Consider the following 16,880-nt stretch of genomic DNA (forward strand, 5'->3'; position numbering starts at 1 on the left):
CGCCGCGCCCCAGAGTACCCCCTCGCGCACCCCCCCCCTGCCCCTCTGCGGGGCGACCCGCCGGCCCGGCGGGGCGCGGGCCCGCGGGGGCGACTCCGCCCGGCCGGCCGGGTCCGCGGGCGGCCGGGTGGCCAGGGCCTTGCGGTCGACCTTGCCGCTGGACGTCAGAGGGAAGGCATCCAGCAGGATGCAGCGGGCGGGGACCATGTAGTCGGGCAAGCCTCGGCGCAGCGCCGAGGCGAGGGCGTCCGCCGCCGGGGCGTCGGAACCGGCGAGGTAGTAGGCGATCAGGCGCCTGCCCGCGCCGGGCCCCTGATCGTGCGCCACCACTACGGCGTCCGCGACGCCGGGCACGGTCCGCAGGGCCGCTTCCACCTCGCCGGTCTCCACCCGGTGGCCACGGATCTTGACTTGGTCGTCGCCGCGGCCCAGCCACTGGATACGGCCGTCCGGCAGGAACCGCGCCAGGTCCCCCGTCCGGTACAGCCTGCCTTCGGTGGTCCGGACGAACTTCTCCCCGGTCAGCTCCGGTCGGCCCACATAGCCCCGGGCCATTACCGGGCCCGCCACGCACAGCTCGCCCACCGCACCGACAGGGACCGGCCGCAGCCGTCCGTCGAGCAGCCGTATGCGCGCTGCGCCGACGGGCCGTCCTATGGAAGGCAGTTCAGGCCAGGCGTATGGATCACCGGTCAGCATCCCGGCGGTGACCACATGGGTTTCCGACGGCCCGTACTGGTTGTCCAGGGTGGCCGTGCACAGCGCGGAGAAGAACCGGCGCAGAGCCGGAGTCGTCTGCAACTGCTCGCCCGCGGTGACTATCTCGGTGAGGGAAGGGCACCGGCGGTCGGTGGCGCAGGCGTGTTCCACCAGCTGCTGGAGCGCCACAAAGGGCAGGAACAGGCGCTGGACGCGCTCGGCCTCGATGAGATCGAGCAGCCGCTCGGGGTCCTTGCGGGTCTCGTCGTCCACCAGCACCAGCGTGCCACCGGTGGACCAGGTGCTGAAGAGTTCCTGGAAGGCGACGTCGAAGCTGAGGGAGGTGAACTGCAGCGTGCGGCTGCCGGCGGCAGCCGTGGAGCGGCGGGACTGCCAGTCCAGCAGGTTGGCCAACGGTCCGTGAGGCATGGCGACGCCCTTGGGCCGGCCGGTCGAGCCTGAGGTGTAGATCAGACAGGCGAGGTCGTCGGCGGTGACGGCCGTACGGACGACGCGCTCCGTGTCGGGGACGTCGTCCAGGAAGCAGCGTCCGACGCCCGCCGGGAGAGCCGCGCGGTCGGCCAGGGCCCGCTGAGTGAGCACTGTTCTCACGCCGCTGTCTTCGACCATGAAGCTGATCCGGTCGGCCGGATAGGCCGGGTCGATGGGCACGTACGCGCAACCGGCTTTGAGTACCCCGAGCACGGCCACCGGCAGGTCAGGAGAGCGCTCCACGCAGATGGCGACCGGGGTGCGCTCCAGCCCCAGATCGACCAGGTGAGCGGCGACAGCGTCGGACCGGCGGTTCAGTTCGCCGTACGACAGGTCCTGCCCCCGCCAGCGGACCGCCGAGGCCCGTGGCTGCTGCCGGGCTCGCCGCCGAAACGCCTCGTGCGCCGGAACGGCAGCCTCGGCGGCTCCGACGGCTCCGACGGCTCCGACTGTCCTGCAGTCCTGCGCCCAGTGGGTGAGCTGGTCCCGCTCCTCTTGAGGAAGGATGTCCAGATCCCACACCGGTCGCCCGGGGTCAGCGACCACGTCTTCCAGCAGGGAGCGCAGGCGGGCGGCGAACCGGTGCACGGTGGCCGTGTCGAACAGGTCGGTGGAGAACTCCCAGAGACCGCGGTAGCCGTCCCCGGTGGGGATCATGTGCAGGAACGAGTCGTACTTGGCGGACCCGGAGTGGACGTATAGCCGTTCGGCGTCCACACCCGGCAGATCGAGGTGCGGAGCGGGAGCGTCGTCGAGGGCGAAGACGACCTGGAACAGCGGGAAGCGGCCCAGTGTGCGCTCCACGCCCAGTTCGCGAACCAGGTGGCTGTACGGCAGGTCCTTGTGCCGCACGGCCGACCAGATCGACTCCTTCGCGCTGTCCACGAGTTCATGGAAGGGCACCTGGGCGGCCGGGCGCAGCCGCAGCGGCATGACGTCGGTCAGACAGGCGATCATCCCGGCCACCTCGGGGGTGTCCCGGCGGGATACCGGAGTGCCGATGACCACGTCGTCCTGTCCGGTGTGCCGGCCGATCAGCACGGCCAGCGCGGCGGCCATGACCGAGAACGGGGTGGTCCGCAGCCGGCGGCTCAGTCTCCGGATGCCCTGGCCGAGCGCGGCGCCGACGGTGAACTCGATCCGGTCACCGCCGGAGCCGAGCACGGCCGGTCGGGGACGGTCGGTGGGGAAGGCCGATTCCTCGGGGGCGCCCGCGAGGCTGTGCTTCCAGAACGCCAGGGCTTGCGCCCGGGCGCCTTCGCCTTCCTCCCGCTGAGCGACCGCGTACGGACCGAACTGGAGAGGGAGTCCGGGCAGCGGAGGGCGGACCTCGCCCAGCGCCATCCGGTAGAGCTCGCCGAACTCGTGGTCGAACAGGCTGAAACACCAGCCGTCGATCACCGCGTGGTGCACGCGGACGGCGAGCACGGCGTCGTCCTGGGCGACACGCAGCAACGTGGCCTTCAGCAGCGGTGGGTCGGACAGCACCACGGGCTCGGACACGGCCTCGCGCAACGCGGTGTTCAGACCGGCCTCCACGACATGCCGGATGGCGAGCGGTACGGGTGCCTGGGGGACGACCTGCTGGACCGGTCGGCCCTCCACCAGGAGCAGTCGGCTGCGCAGACTTTCGTGGCGGGCCACGATGCCGTTCAAAGCGCTTTGCACGGCGCCGACGTCCACGGGCCCGCGAAGCCGGTTGACCCAGGCCTCCACGTATCGCGAAGTCCCCTCCTGTATCTGGTCGTTGATCCAGATCGACTCCTGCTCGTACGACATGGGCAGGCAGGAGGACGCTTCGTCCACGCCGCGCTCGTCGTCCGTGCCCGGAGCGGCCGCGGTGAGATCGGCCAGCAGAGCGGCGTGGTCGAGCTTGCCGTTCAGGGTGCGGGGGAGCGACGGACGCCGGTGGACACCGGTCGGGACCAGATAGCGAGGAAGTACGGCCTCCAGGGACGCGCGTACCGTCTGCGGACCGCTGTCGCCTTCCGGGCCGTCAGCGGTGTAGAAGAGTGCCAGATGGGTGTATCCGCCGCCGTCGCGCTCGGGCACGGGGATCACCGCGCAGTCACGCACGGCCGGGAGCCGCCGGGCCGCGGTTTCCGTCTCGGCGGGCTCGACACGGTGACCGGCGATCTTCACCTGCCGGTCCGCGCGCCCCAGGAAGTGCAGCACCCCGTCCTCGTCGAGTGTCCCCCGGTCGCCGGTGCGGTACAGCCTGGTCGGGCGACCGTCGATCGCGAGGGTCACGAAGCAGGCCGCCGTGGCCTGTTCGTCGCCCAGATAGCCTTCCGCGAGGCCGGCCCCCGCCACGCAGATCTCACCCTCCGCGCCGGATTCCAGCGGCGTGTCCCCGTCGAGGACGTGCACGGTGGTACCGGAAACCGGACTGCCGACGGGGACACCGCCCGGGCGGCCGCAGTCCCGAGCGGTCACGGTGTGCGTGGTGACGAAGACGCAGCTCTCGACCGGACCGTAGCCGTTGACGAGGGCCACGCCGGGGTGGGCTGACAGGAAGGCGTGAGCGTGCGCGGCAGAGAGGCGTTCACCACCGGTGAGGACCTGGGTCAGACCGCTGAAGCAGTCCACGTTCTCGTCGACGAAGAGGTTGAACAGGCTGGCGGTGAGCCACAGGGTGTCCACGCCCTCGTTCTTGACCAGGTCCAGCAGACCGTCCGGGAGCAAGTAGTCGCTCTCCACGATCACGGAGGTGCCGCCGGTGGTGAGCATGCCCCACAGCTCCAGGCTGAACGCGTCCCAGGAGGGGGGCGCCGCCTGAGGCATGACCCGGCCCGGACCGAAGCCGGAGAGTCCGTCCGGTGCGAAGAGCCGGGTGGTGGCCCGGTGCGGCGAGACCACGCCCTTGGGCGTCCCCGTGGTGCCCGAAGTGAAGAACACCGCGGCCGGCGCGGTACGGGGCACGTCCGCACGGACGCCCCCCGTCGACACCTCATCCGGACGGAACGCATCCGGGTCCCAGCTGCGGGGCCCCGGAGTACGGGTGACCACGACCGGGGTGTCGAGGGCCCCGGTGACTGCCGCGATCCGCTCCGAGGGCCAGCGGTGGTCCAGGGCCGCGTAGGCGGCGCCGCACTTGAGGATCGCGAGCAGCACCACGACCAGGTTCCGCGAGCGGGGCAGCACGACCGGCACGACATGCCCGGGCCGCACACCCAGGCCGATCAGCTCGTGGGCACAGGCGTCGGCGAGCGCGTCCAGCCGCCGGTAGCTGACCCGCTCGGTCCCGCAGACCAGGGCGACGGCATCCGGCCGCATCAGCGCCTGGTACGTCACTGCCTCGTGGATGAGACCTGGGTCGAGCGCCTCGGCCGCGGTCCGGACGGCTGGTGGCGACGACTCCTCGGCTGCCCGCGGGCGCCGCACGGTGCCCGCGGCGGGAGGAGCCGATGCTCCGGGGGAGCCGCGCCACGCGGCGATGACGGACGCGCAGAAGGCGTCGACCGTGTCGTGGTCGAAGAGCACCTGAGGATCGATCAGGATGCCCAGCTCTCTGCGTAGCCGGCTACAGATCCGCACGGCGTGCAGTGAGGTGCCCCCAAGGTCGTAGAAGCTGTCCGCGCCCGTCAGGCCGTCGGCCGTGAGTACGGACGCCATGATCCGGATGACGGCCCGTTCCAGGGCAAGCGGGTCTCCGGAGTGCTGTGCTGGCATGGGAGGGAAACTTTCGGCTCGGTCGCGATGTACGCCGGGTAAGAGTGGACAGGCCGGTCCGACGTCACCCTTGTCATGGCCGAAATACTCGTCACGGCCGGCCCTTGCGGACCGCGTCCGCACCCTCGCGCCGCAGAACCGTCACCAGCTTCCCGAAGGTAGGTGGCTCAGCCAACGCTCGCCATCTTGCGGGCGTCCTGCGGCTCTGCATCGCGAAAGACGTCCCGCTGGCCTTCCTCTGAACCCACCTACCATGGAAACCCACTTACGGGCCCAGCCCCTAGCCGACGAGAACAACCAGGTCGGGCCGGCCGCTTGGGGCGATGGTCACTTCGTGGACCGCGCCTCCCTCTGTGGTCATGCGAATCCGGTCGGGAGCCGTCCACACGGTCTCACGTAGTGCGTTGTCTTCGAAGGCGCCGTTGAAGCAGCCGACACTCCAGCGGCGTTCCAGTGACTGCCTGCCTGGTGGACGTAGACGCACCGATCAGGTGGGCCGCGGCGAAAGTCCGGGCGCCGGCCTGCATGAGCATGCAGGCGGGCGCGGATGCGGGCGATGACCTGACGAGCCCGTCGAGTCGTGTGCCCTCGACTGCCACATCAAGACCCCCGTAGCCTGATGTGACGGCTTCCCTCAGAATCGACCGCGGTCTGCGGCATCGGTGACGGAGTGAACGAACTCCGACCGACGCTTACTGGCGGCGGCCTCTTGAGGCACCGCCAGGCGATCTGCGACGTAAGAGATCCTGCTCCACAGGACCTGCGTTGTCAACAATTGTGGCGGGGACGTCAATTGGCTCTTCGTGATCCGAGTGCGGTGGCGATGAAGCCACCACTAATGTTGCGGTGTGCGTGACTTGGCTGTTAACGCCCGGTAGCCTCGGAACGGCCGCGCGTGCGCGGTCAGTCCTCGCCGCCCCACAAACCAGGAGACAGTACGGCCATGGATGCCGCCCCTGATGCAGCGCAGGCGGATGATCTCGCACAGGTCATTGCATCGATCGACGAACTACTCGCGCTTCTGGGCCTGGACAGCGACGTCATCGAGCTCGACGACATCTCATACAGGACGGGCATTCCCGTTGACCGGGTGCGGGCGATGCTCCGTGGAGGGGAGGCGGAGCCGAGAAGCCTGCCGGAGATCTTCCAGCAGCGGCTCGTGTTCCTGCGGGAGACGCGCCTCAAGCCGGGTGGGAAGCAGTACAGCCACGACGAGATCGCCGCCGGCGCGGGTATCTCGCATGGGCAGGTCGGTTACATGCTGAGAGGCGAGCGCATGCCGGGCCTCAAGGTCCTCGGAGGTCTGGAGCGGTTCTTCCAGGTTCCCCCCGGGTTCTTCACCGCCGACGACCGCGATGCCCTGTGCAGGGCGTTGCAACCCGTCCATGACAGCCTGACTCATACAGCCTTGCTCAAAGGTATGGGCATCACACAGCTGGCCATGCGCAGCAGCGCCGCCAATGCCACGCCCGGCAGGCTGGGCGAGGAGCTGCGAGCGGCGCTCACCTTCGCGCTGAACCAGCCGGCTCCCGAACGGGACGACCCGGAGGTCCGCGAGCTCACCGACACGATGCTCGCCCTCACCCCCAAGAGCAGGCGCCGAATCCTTCCGTTGATCCAGGGCATGCTGGGGCTCGTTCGGTCGGACTCCGAACACGCCGGTGAAGACTCCGCGCCGAGGACACGCTGACCTTCCGCCCTGTGGGCGCGGCCCGCCAGGCCGGGCAACCGTTCTTTGTGGACCAGCAGGGCGGTTCGTTGTTGGTCAGTCCCGGCGGGCACTTTGGACGATCTGGCCGATGACGGCTGCGGCCCGCTCCGGGTCTTCCTTCAGCCACCTGCCGAGGTGGTCCTGGACGGCCTGACCGACACAGTCGCGTACTTCGGAGTTGCCCAGCACGCCGCGCGTGGAGCCCTCGAACTCGGGACGGTCCAGCTTCACCGACACGACCGCCGTCAGGCCCTCGCCGATCCGATCGGCGTCAAAGTCGGGGTCCATAGGTGTCAGCAGCCCCTGCTCCCGCGCGTACGCGGTGACTGCGGCCGCCATCCCGTCGCGGAATCCCACCGCGTGGGTACCGCCGACGGTGGGCCGGCTGTTGGCGAAGCTCCGCACCCGCTCCCCGGGGCAGCCGCACCAGCGGAAGGCCACCTCCATCACCCCGGCCATCCGGGGGCCCTCGCGCTCAAAGGCGATGGTGTCCATGGGGGCGTGCGCCGCCGAGTGGCCGTCGAGGAAGTCGACGAAGTCCCGCGCCCCGCCCGGGAAGTGGAGCCGCACCGAACGGGACTCATGCGGGCGGCGCAGGTCGGTCCCCGGCGACATCCGGGTCGCGCAGGGCCCCAGGCTGCCACCGGCCGGGGCGAGGCGGTGAAGCTGTAGCGGCGGATGAGCGTCAACCGCTGTACCGATGTGCCCCGAGGCCGGTAGCAGTGTGGAGCAGCCCTACTTCATGATGCGGGCAGAGCGGTATTCCCGTGCCAGCAGGCGAAGAGCCCCGGCGACCGGTGTGCTGGGAGGCTTTCGGAGCAGGGCGGGCCCAGCCCTCTCCACCTTGCGCAATCGCAGCTCCTGTAGAGACACCAGTGCTCTTATGAACGGCCTGTTGTGCGGTTCAACGAGTTCTACGAGACGACGCGACGCCGCAAAGCGCGGGCGAACCAACGCCACTTGGTGCTGGACAAGTTCACGCACGCGGTCGGTGGCAGGCTCCTGCTCCAGCTCGGCGCGTGACAAGCCGCGTTCCGCGAGCGCTGTCCGTGGAATGCCGAGGCGGCCGACGCGCAGATCCTCGGCGAGGTCTTCCAGGAAGTCGAGCCGCTGGCTCGCCTCGATGAACACGCGGCACCCGCTGGTGTACGCGTCCTGCTCCGACGAGGGCCCGATCAGGCAGGCGATGACCATGAACGCGGGATGCGAATACGTGTCGACATAGTGCTGAAAGTCGTCTTCAGTCTCGAAGCCCTCCCAGCGCACCTCCGCAGGGGCGCCCGCGAGGAAGTCCTCCGCGCAGCCCCGCAGTCGGGGGTGTCGTCCGACGGCGTGGACAAGAGCCCGAAGTACCGGCTCGTCGGCCGAGCCGGTGTCCAGGGTCGCGCGCACCTGCTGGTCCCAGTCCACGAGGGACGCGAGACGCTCCGCCAGGGGACCTTGGTCGATGAGATTGTCGGTGTGGTGCATGAACGCGGTCGCAGCGATGACATCAGGGACGAGCGAAGCGGGTAGCAGCAGCCGCACCGCTACGTACTCGGCTCGGGCAAAGCGGGCTACCAGCCGACGTTGCTCGGTGTAGTCACTGCGCAGCAGGGACTGCGTAATGCCTGCCTGGTCGAGGGTGCTGGACCACGTTGGCACGACGGGCTCGCTTCCTTCGTAGGGATATGGGCTGCCTGGAGGACCACCGGGGCTCAACGGCCGAGCATGACCCGCGCGACGTCAAGGAGGAGGGACGGCCGGGTGAGGGTCCTCGGATGCCTGCGCATATGCACCACGTCCATGAAAGCCCTGTTGACGAGCGGATCGATCACGGAGGCCGCTGCGATCTTGTCACCCGCCCAGCGGATGAGCCGGTAGCCGCGAGGGTACGGGCCCGTCACATGGGGCTGGGCGAGGTCGGCAGTCGCGGACACCTGCCAGGCCGCGTTCACCACCACACCCGCCCTGCGGAAGTAGCCCCACGCGGCTTCACGAACCGGGGTGCCGCTGCGCAGATACGCGGACAGCGCCGAAGCCTGCAGGGCGGCCAGTGTGAGGCCCTGCCCGTAGATCGGATTCACGGACGCCACCGAGTCACCCACCGCTACCAGCCCGCCCGGGAACCGATTCAGGAGAGCGAAATTCCGCCGCTGGCTCTCGCGGAAGTGAAATGTGCGCACATCCCCGTCCATCGAGCACCGCTCCGCGACTTCACGCAGCGGAGCGACACACCGCCGCATGCGCGCACGGAACTCATCCGGATCACGGCCGGGCCGGTGGTCCGTGTATCCGGCCAGCACCACGGTCCAGCGGTTCCCCTCCGCCGAGACAAGTGCGCCCGGTTCACAGACAGTTGTCTGGTACCCGCTGGCCGGTCCAGGGGCGGAGTGAGCGATGACCGTGTCCGGGAGCTCGTCGCCACGATGAAAGGCCGCTGTGGCGTAGCCGAGATCGACCCTCATCCGGTCCAGCGGCGGTGCGCTCCAGCCTCTCCGCTCCAGCCAGGCCCCCAGTCGACTCGACCGGCCCATCGCGTCGACGACCAGGTCCGCGTCCATGCTTTCGCTGACCGCGGCGTTGTGCGGGTGCTCCGGCGTGAACCGCACACCACACACCCGGCTTCCGTCGAACACGAGATCACCGGCCCGGCCGGGACAGAGGACGACGTTCGCGAGGGCCAGAACGCGCCTGCGTACATGGCCCTCCAGCAGAGTGCGCGTTGCGCCCATCATCCGGTGGTCAGGCAGCGGCGGCTTCAGGACCCCGTCGATATAGAACTGGACCTCCGGCCCGGTGCCCAGACGGGCCCCGGCGCCGACGAGTTCCTCAGTGATGCCGGGAAACCACCGTTCCAGCTGTATGTGACCCATCGACAGCAACGCATGGAGTTGCTGCCGATGGGGAGCCCCGCGGGCCGCGCCGTCCACGACCAGGCCGTCCTGCTCGACGATGACGACCTCGTCGGCATGATCGCTGAGGACGCGGGCAGCCAGTAGCCCGGCGAAGCTCCCACCCAAGACGACCGCTCGTCGCACACAATCCCCCATACGTGCCCATGACTCGACGCCGAATCACGCCGAGCGCCTTGCCGCCCCCCGCACTGACAGCGGCACGGGGGACACTATCGTGCGGTGTTCATCCCGAACGCGGCACACCTGAGCGCACTGGACGAGCGGTCGTTCGCGACGGGCTACGACGCTTTGCGGGCACGCCTCGCGGTGGCGATGCCACCACCTCGAACCTCCCGCAGAGCCGCTGTGACCAGAGGATGCGTCAGGACTCGTGCGACGTGCAGGAGACGGTCGCGTTCGTCCGCGGCCGGTGTGTCCTCGCCAAGGAGCTGTCGGGCCGGTGTGTCAGGTGGCTGAGGCCGCCTGGACCCGCCGCGCAGGGCGTCCTCGCGTTGCGCGGCCTGGAGGCGTTCAGCCGCGTCACGCAAGGCCGCAGCGGTGGCCATGGCACGTAGTTCCCGCTCCGGGACCGGTCGGCCGGGGCCGTTGTCCCCTTGGAGTGACCGCTCGTGCAAGGTGTACACGGCCTCTACGGGTTCCGACCTCACCCACGGGCGAAGAGCGCGCATACCGTCAAGGATCTCGATCACCCTGCGGTGGAGATTGAACGTCACGTTCGCCGCCAGCCGGTGGCTCCGGGCACTGGTCGCACTGAAAGCGAGCTCCGGATCGACACCAGCCACCACGATGTCCCACAACGGCTGCAACGCCCTGATGTCGCGTCGCTCCTTCAGCCACGCGCTGACGGCCGCGCCGCACAACCCGTAACTGGCGATCAGGGTGCCCAGGACACCGAAGGACGATCCCCAGACACCCACCTCGTCGAGGGCATGGCTGCCCAGGGCGGCGAACGCGATCGCCGGAACACCGCAGACCACGTACCCGAACACGAAGAGCATCGCGATCCCGAAAGAACGGACGGCGTGCTGCAGCCGCGGGTCATCGAGCCGTATCCTGCGGCACTGCCTGAAGGTGCTCAGGGTCGAACACGTCAGCGTGGACAGGAAGACGGCCAGGAAAAGCAGGATGACGGGATCGCCCGCGTTGTCGGTGTTGAACTTGAGCGGATCCGCCGGCTCTGACAGATCGGCCGCGCAGAAGGTGGCGATCATCAGCAGCGCGGCCATGGTGTAGCACGCCGCCCATTGCGTCACCCGTCGACGGAGAGCGTCCGGACTCGTCTGCTGCATCGGGCTCCACAGCAGGGTGAGGACATGGAGGTGGGCGAAGCAGACCAGGATGCCTATATAGACCGGAAGGGTCGCGAAGCTGGGGTTGCCGGTCGCTTCGCCAATCGCCACATACACCGAGGGAGCGGCCATCACGTAGATGGCCGTAGAACACAGGAAGTTCGTCGTGATCAGGCTCAGGGTGGGCGTCGGATCGCGGAACAGCGCCATGCCCTTCCAGAGGGCGATCGCAAGACTCGCCCCCGCCATGATCAGATACACGAGTGTGGAAGTACGCTCAGACACCCGACCTCCGGTGCGTGAGAGCCGAGGCGAGGAAACCGGTCCTCTTCTGGTCATTCCGCAGCTGAAGGTGCCGCTGGAGCATCACGGTGGCGAACGCCTCGGCTCGCCGCTCATGGGCGCTGTCGTAGTGCGACCGAGTAAGGACCTGGAGCACCGGGCCAGGCTTCAGCCCGGGCAGCAACTGGCGCACGGTGGCCTCGCTCATCGGCTGACCGGCCGCGTCGTCGTCAGGATGCTCCTCCCACAGATGCCAGAGCTCATGCAGCTCCGCGTGGAGCCGTGTGAGCTCGTTCGCGTTCGAGTCGACCACGATGAAGTCGCGATCCTGCCCTCGCGCGCAGAACGCCGAGACCTCAGGCGGCAGAGGTGTCTCCGTCACAGTGATCGGCTTGTTGCGCTTCACCGCGATCGCGTCGACGAGCCCCTGCATGTCACGAACGCCGGAGAGCCCCAGGTCGCGACGGATCAGCCGTGTCATGGACCAGGTGGCGAAGAGGATCGCCACCTGCTCCCTGAGCGAGGTCCACTGCGAGTCGGCGCTCCGCCGCCGATCGTTCCGGTCCAGCGGTCGGAGCTCCTGACGGGGAGCGCGGTCGTCGGTGTCGGGGTGGTGGTGGGAGTTCTCAAACATGACTCAGTCGATGGCCAATCTCCGCAGCGTACAGCGCCGAATGTGATCCGGTCGCACGTGTGAATCCAGGTCCCCGGACGGTGATACAGACGCACAGCGGCCGACGGACGGTTGGCCGACCCCGCGTTCTGGGCGTCGCCATGTGGAACGGACGAACTCATTCCTGGCTGGTATGGCCATCCGGTCCGTCAACACGTCTCTGTTCAACTCTTGCTGCACGTACGCAACCACCGCGAAGTGTCACCACCCGGCGGCCTCATCGTCCCGGTCGCCCCGCAAGCCAAGGGAGTTGCGTACAGGCCGAGTTCTGCCACTCATCGAGTACGAAAACGGGCATGTCCCCGAGCAGGGGACGGAACGGTGGGGGAACCGGCTGACGTCACTCCAGCTTTTCACGATCCCGGACGCGGCACCTGGGACAGCCGGTCCGTGCGGGGAGGCTGCGGAGATCGGAGTCGGCCGCGGTTGGTGATGTGGCGTCCTGTGTTCCCGCACCCGCCCGTGCTCGATGAGCCCAGCGGCCAGGTGCGGTGGCCGACGCGGACCTGCCGAAACCTTCCGGTTGGGCATGATTCCCGCGGACAGCCGACCGGCAACGGCAAGAGCCCCGGCACCCCTCGACAAGCTGTGGGGTACCCAAGGGGTGTCGCTCCGCGCGGCCTTACCGACCACCGCGGAGAACGTCGCCAACCTGGTCGGTGCCCGGTGAAGCCCCGATGACACCGGTAGGCATCGTTCTGGCACCTTCACGGCCTCCGACAGCTATGGGATGAGCCGGGCCGGCACCCACGGGGGGAGGCACCGGCCCGGCCATATGATCACTATATCTGCTCTCGGGGGGGCGTGCGGGCGCATGCCTCTCGGTATTGGCTGGATTCATTCGACACGACAACGCCGCGGCCATCCGGCTCAGCAGGAAGGTACTTCGCCCGGCTCGCGCCGTTGCCGCCTCCACGACATGGTCCTCAGGCGGGACGCTTGGCCATGACGACCAGACCCGGCCCGCTTTGCTCATCTGCGGGGAGCCGAAGTTCAGCGACCGGACGCAGTCCAGCTTGCTCGATCAGGTCCACAAGCTGTTCCGGCCGCCATTTGTGCGTCGTCCAGCGAACGGGTACACCTCCGTAGGCCTCGGTACGCACCGCGTCCTCGTCGCCGACATGTGTCGCGGTGATGAAGTGGCCGCCTGGCTTCAGGGCGCGCGCGAACAGGGCGAGAACCTGAGGAAGAACGTCACGGGGGAGGTTGAACAGCGACCACCACCCGAGTACGCCGCCGAGCGATGCTTCACCGAGGTCCAGATCGGTGGCAGAGGCGACGCTGAAGCGGCATTGCGGATGAAGGCGGCGCGCGTTCTCGATCATGCGAGGAGAGAGATCGACTCCGGACACCTCGAGTCCGCGTTCGGCAAGGTAGGCCGTCACCGTTCCGGGTCCGCAGCCGACGTCGAGGACCGGGCCAAGGCCGCTCACAGTGTCAGCGAAGGCGTCGATTGACGCCTTGAGCCATGGATGTCTACGGATGTCGCCGAAACCCGTCGTCACCACCATATGGGCGTAGTTGTCGGCTACGCGGTCATAGGACTCACGGACCACGTCGAGATCGGTGGGGCGGTCAATACGGTGTGCGCGCATCATCCGACAATAAATCCCGCTCTTGGAGGTGATTGCCTTCCGTTCATCCAACGCGGATGAACGGAAGGTTCCATGCGGGTACCACGCCTGCCGATGCCGGACTCGGAGGCCGAGTCGCGACCCTGCTCGGGGACGGCCAGTGCCCGTCGTGCCGATCGAGAACTACTTGGCCAACTGGCCTGTGGCCTGCAATCGCCGAACACGGTCAAGACGTACGCTCACAACCTGGACCGGTTCGTCCCCCTGGCCGGCCGCGGGCTGGACTTGCGGTCAGTGACGCAGAATCACGTCGCCGGGTTCGTGGATCTACTGTGCTGTGACCTTCTCCGTAAGTGCCGGCAACACTGGCAAGGGGAAGTGGAAGTCAGCTCGTTGTGTTGAGCAGGACCGACACGGTGTTCGCCCCGATGTTCGCGGTTGTCACATCAGGTGCGCCCTCTTCGTCGAAGTCGGCCACCGCAACTGCGAACGGTCCGGTATCGACGTCGAATTCCGTATCTGTGTCGAAGGTCCCGTCACCGTTGCCTGGCAGTACGGAAACCGTACTCTCAACGGCGTTGGCCGTCACGAGATCGGCGTTGCCGTCCCCATCGAAGTCGGCAGAGGCCAGCGCGAACGGCGTGATCCCCGTGGCGTAGTCGGCCTTGGCGTCGAGGGTGCCGTCGCCGTTGCCGAGAAGCACCGAGACTGTTGCTGCGTCCACGTTGGCGACCGCAACGTCGACATTATTGTCCTCGTCGAAGTCCCCGACAACGGTCTGGTTCGGCGCACTGCCGGTCGCGTAGTCGGTCTTCGCGTCGAGGGTGCCGTCGCCGTTGCCGAGAAGCACCGAGACCGTGGAGGCTCCGAAGTTCGATACCACGAGGTCGGCGTTCGCGTCCTCGTCGAAGTCACTCACCCGGACGTCGTACGGGACGGTTCCGGTCGCGTAGTCGACCTTGGTGTCGAGGGTGCCGTCGCCGTTTCCGAGGAGTACGGACACAACGTCTGCGCCGAGAGCGGTGACCACCAGATCGATATTGCCGTCCTCGTCGAGGTCGCCTGTCGCTGCCTTGTACGGCATCAGTGCCGTACTGTGGTCTGTCTTGGTTCCCAACGTCCCGTCTCCGTTCCCCAGCAGGATGGAGACGGTGTGTGCCTCGGCGTTGGTCGTCACCACATCGAGGTTGCCGTCCTCGTCGAGATCGCCGACTTCGATGCCGTTGGGGCCGTCACCTGTCGCGTAGTCGGTCTTGGCGTCGAACGTGCCGTCGCCGTTGCCCAGAAGAACCGACAGGGTGTCCGCACCGGAATTGGCAGTGAGTTGATCCTCGAAGCCGTCCTCGTTGAGGTCAGCTACGAGCACAGCCGTCGGGCTCACGTCCGTGGCGTAGTCGACGTGACTCGCGAAGGTCGGCGGGTCCGCCCACGCAGTTCCCTGTGTGGTGAGCAGTGCCATGACCGTCAGCGAAATGGCGACCGCCATTCTTGTTCGTTTCGCTCCTGGCGGGGTAGCGTTCTTTCGCACTGTAATGCCTCCTGGATCTGTCCGTTGTACGTAGTCGAGCGGTTAGCCATCGAGAGTGTTGGGATAGGGTCAAGGACAGGCTTTTCCAGCCGTGCTGGTTCAGCGGCAGTGGCAACGAAATGGAGAGAGTCGTCGCCCGAGGGAAGGTGTGACCGCGCGGTCTACTTGTGATCTGCGGTTTCCCCGCGCGATCGCCAGCATTCGCAAAGATGAACCCCTTTAAGATCCTGCGTCGCCGTTAGACCGTCAATGGTTCAAATGGGTGACAGGAAAGCTCCCCTGAGGCGCACAGGCTCTCTCGTGGGTGGTGAGGTGATGATGCGCGCACGCCGGAGCCGACCGCCCCTCAGCTGTCGACCCCCAGCAGGCCGCGGCCACCCTTACCGGCAGTGGAAGTAGCGGCGGGAAGACGCAACGGCCTCCCAAACCTCGTTCGCGTGGGTGCCGAGCCCTGGAATGGAACCCAGCTAAGGGCCGTCTCGCAGTCCTCGGAAAGCACCAGGCAGCGCCCTCGCCAACCGATCCCCGCATGACGCGGTCCTTCTCGGCTCCTCCGCCGGTTCACCTCACCACGTCAGGCACCGTCCTACCCGTCGCGACGGACTCAGGACCCGGTTGGGCTCATTTGCCTTCCCAGCGGCGCGTCCCCAGCCCAGTTTGCTATGTGCTCATATATCACTTTGTAGTTATATCCCCATGTTTGGGGATGGCGTGGCGGCCGGACCGTTCAAGTAGTCGAGGTTCTTTGTGATGGTCGATGTCAGGGTGGCTGGGTCGGTGGTCAGAGGGGCGACCGTTCCGTCCCGGGTGGCCCGGGGCAGAGGGCTCGGGAAACGACTGGTTTCCGCGATCGCTCTGGTGCTGTCGACCGGGTCCTTGACCGTGGGGGGACCGCTGAGGTCGGCGTACGCGGCGCCGACCTGCACGGGGACGCCCACGATCACCTGTGTCTTCTCGTTTACGGGTGTCGAGGAGTCCCTCACCATCCCCCCCGGCGTTTCGAGCGTCGACGTCATCGCGAACGGCGCTCGCGGTGGCGCGGCTACCGGCACCGTCGGGGGAAACGGGGCCTTGGTCACAGCCACCATCCCGGTGTCCGTGGGTGGATCCACGCTCTACGTCCGGGTCGGCGGTACAGGCGGCCCCATCACCGGAGGCTTCAACGGCGGCGGCGCTGGGGGCAACGGTGCTCTCGACGGTGGTGGTGGCGGCGGCGCGAGCACCGTCGCCACCTGCCCTGTCGGGCCCGGTTGTACCGTGTCCGGTCTTCTGGTCGTCGCGGGCGGTGGCGGCGGTGGCGGCTCCAGCGGCGGTGGAGGCGGCAACGGTGCCGGCGCCGGGGGCGCGGGAACCGTAGCCGGGGCCCCGGGCGGTGGATTCAACACAGCCGGTGGCGTGGGCGGTAGCAGCAACGGCAACGGCGGCGCCGGCGGTAGTGCGAGCCCGCAGACCGCCGGAGGCGGCGGTGGCGGCAGTGGCCTCAGCGGCACCCTGGGGGGCGGCGGCGGCGGGGGCAACTCCGGTGGCGGAGCTGGTGGTGCCGGCACTATGGGCACCGCAGGCGTTGCCTTCAACACCACTGCTGCCACCCCCTCCGGCGGCACGGGCGGTGCCACCGTCACTGTCGGCGGCGGTGGTGGTGGCGGCGGATACTTCGGGGGCGGTGGCGGCGCCGCAACCACCTCCGGCGCTGGTGGTGGCGCAGGTTCGTCGTTCAGGACCTCGGGCGCCGTGAGCGCCGTAGCTGGCCCGGGCACCGCGACCTCCCAGGTCACCATCAGCTACACGCTGGCATCCGGTCCGACGGGTGCTACGGGTCCGACGGGTGCAACCGGTGCCACGGGTGCGACCGGTGCGACCGGTGCGACTGGTCTGACGGGTGCGACTGGTGCGACGGGGCCGACGGGTGCAACCGGTGCCACTGGTCTGACGGGTGCGGACGGTGTCACAGGTGCGACGGGTCCGACGGGTGCGACGGGTGCGACCGGTCTGACTGGTGCGACGGGTTCGACGGGTGAGACCGGTGCCACGGGTCCGACCGGCGCCACAGGTGCGACCGGTGC

The 16,880-nt window shown here is 68.3% G+C and carries 10 protein-coding genes; 2 read left to right on the plus strand and 8 right to left on the minus strand.

Going from position 1 to position 16,880, the window contains the following annotated elements; genetic code table 11:
- A partial coding sequence (locus tag ACFWI9_RS02660; RefSeq protein ID WP_387158547.1) for an amino acid adenylation domain-containing protein occupies positions 1-4,863 on the minus strand: 4,863 nt, incomplete at its 3' end.
- 943 nt (positions 4,864-5,806) lie between these two features.
- Between ACFWI9_RS02660 and ACFWI9_RS02665 the strand changes: the two genes are divergently transcribed.
- The gene (locus ACFWI9_RS02665) at positions 5,807-6,553 is read left to right on the plus strand and encodes a helix-turn-helix domain-containing protein (RefSeq protein WP_387158549.1); all 747 of its coding nucleotides are present in this window, start codon (positions 5,807-5,809) and stop codon (positions 6,551-6,553) included.
- Positions 6,554-6,628: 75 nt separating this feature from the next.
- Here the strand turns inward: ACFWI9_RS02665 and ACFWI9_RS02670 are convergent, their stop codons facing one another.
- The 7 genes from ACFWI9_RS02670 to ACFWI9_RS02700 form a co-directional block, all read right to left on the minus strand.
- Positions 6,629-7,144 (minus strand): hypothetical protein, encoded by a 516-nt coding sequence (locus tag ACFWI9_RS02670; protein WP_387158551.1) that lies wholly within the window; start codon positions 7,142-7,144, stop codon positions 6,629-6,631.
- Positions 7,145-7,309: 165 nt separating this feature from the next.
- Entirely contained in the window at positions 7,310-8,218 is a 909-nt protein-coding gene (locus ACFWI9_RS02675; protein WP_387158553.1) for a phytoene/squalene synthase family protein, read from the minus strand.
- A gap of 53 nt (positions 8,219-8,271) precedes the next feature.
- A complete protein-coding gene (locus tag ACFWI9_RS02680) occupies positions 8,272-9,429 on the minus strand; it encodes a hypothetical protein (protein WP_387158554.1) in 1,158 nt (385 codons plus the stop codon).
- Positions 9,430-9,749: 320 nt separating this feature from the next.
- A complete protein-coding gene (locus ACFWI9_RS02685) occupies positions 9,750-11,045 on the minus strand; it encodes an MAB_1171c family putative transporter (protein ID WP_387158556.1) in 1,296 nt (431 codons plus the stop codon).
- Positions 11,038-11,676, minus strand: coding sequence for a hypothetical protein (locus tag ACFWI9_RS02690; RefSeq protein WP_387158557.1), 639 nt, complete (start codon positions 11,674-11,676; stop codon positions 11,038-11,040). The genes ACFWI9_RS02685 and ACFWI9_RS02690 overlap by 8 nt, the downstream gene beginning before the upstream one ends.
- A gap of 965 nt (positions 11,677-12,641) precedes the next feature.
- Complete coding sequence (locus ACFWI9_RS02695) at positions 12,642-13,310, minus strand: class I SAM-dependent methyltransferase (protein WP_387158569.1); 669 nt, start codon at positions 13,308-13,310, stop codon at positions 12,642-12,644.
- Positions 13,311-13,674: 364 nt separating this feature from the next.
- The gene (locus ACFWI9_RS02700) at positions 13,675-14,748 is read right to left on the minus strand and encodes an FG-GAP repeat domain-containing protein (protein ID WP_387158559.1); all 1,074 of its coding nucleotides are present in this window, start codon (positions 14,746-14,748) and stop codon (positions 13,675-13,677) included.
- A 951-nt stretch (positions 14,749-15,699) separates the two neighbouring features.
- Here ACFWI9_RS02700 and ACFWI9_RS02705 point away from each other — a divergent pair.
- Positions 15,700-16,880, plus strand: a 1,181-nt coding sequence (locus tag ACFWI9_RS02705; protein ID WP_387158560.1) for a hypothetical protein, incomplete at its 3' end; no start/stop codon positions are given.

The organism is Streptomyces sp. NPDC127084, assembly GCF_042724175.1.
Taxonomy (GTDB): Bacteria; Actinomycetota; Actinomycetes; order Streptomycetales; family Streptomycetaceae; genus Streptomyces.

Coding starts and splice junctions, on each gene's coding strand:
- ACFWI9_RS02665 (WP_387158549.1), top strand. CDS start 5,807: ATGGATGCCGCCCCTGATGCAGCGCAGGCGGATGATCTCGCACAGGTC.
- ACFWI9_RS02680 (WP_387158554.1), bottom strand. CDS start 9,429: ATGGGTCACATACAGCTGGAACGGTGGTTTCCCGGCATCACTGAGGAA.
- ACFWI9_RS02690 (WP_387158557.1), bottom strand. CDS start 11,676: ATGTTTGAGAACTCCCACCACCACCCCGACACCGACGACCGCGCTCCC.
- ACFWI9_RS02695 (WP_387158569.1), bottom strand. CDS start 13,310: ATGCGCGCACACCGTATTGACCGCCCCACCGATCTCGACGTGGTCCGT.
- ACFWI9_RS02700 (WP_387158559.1), bottom strand. CDS start 14,748: ATGGCACTGCTCACCACACAGGGAACTGCGTGGGCGGACCCGCCGACC.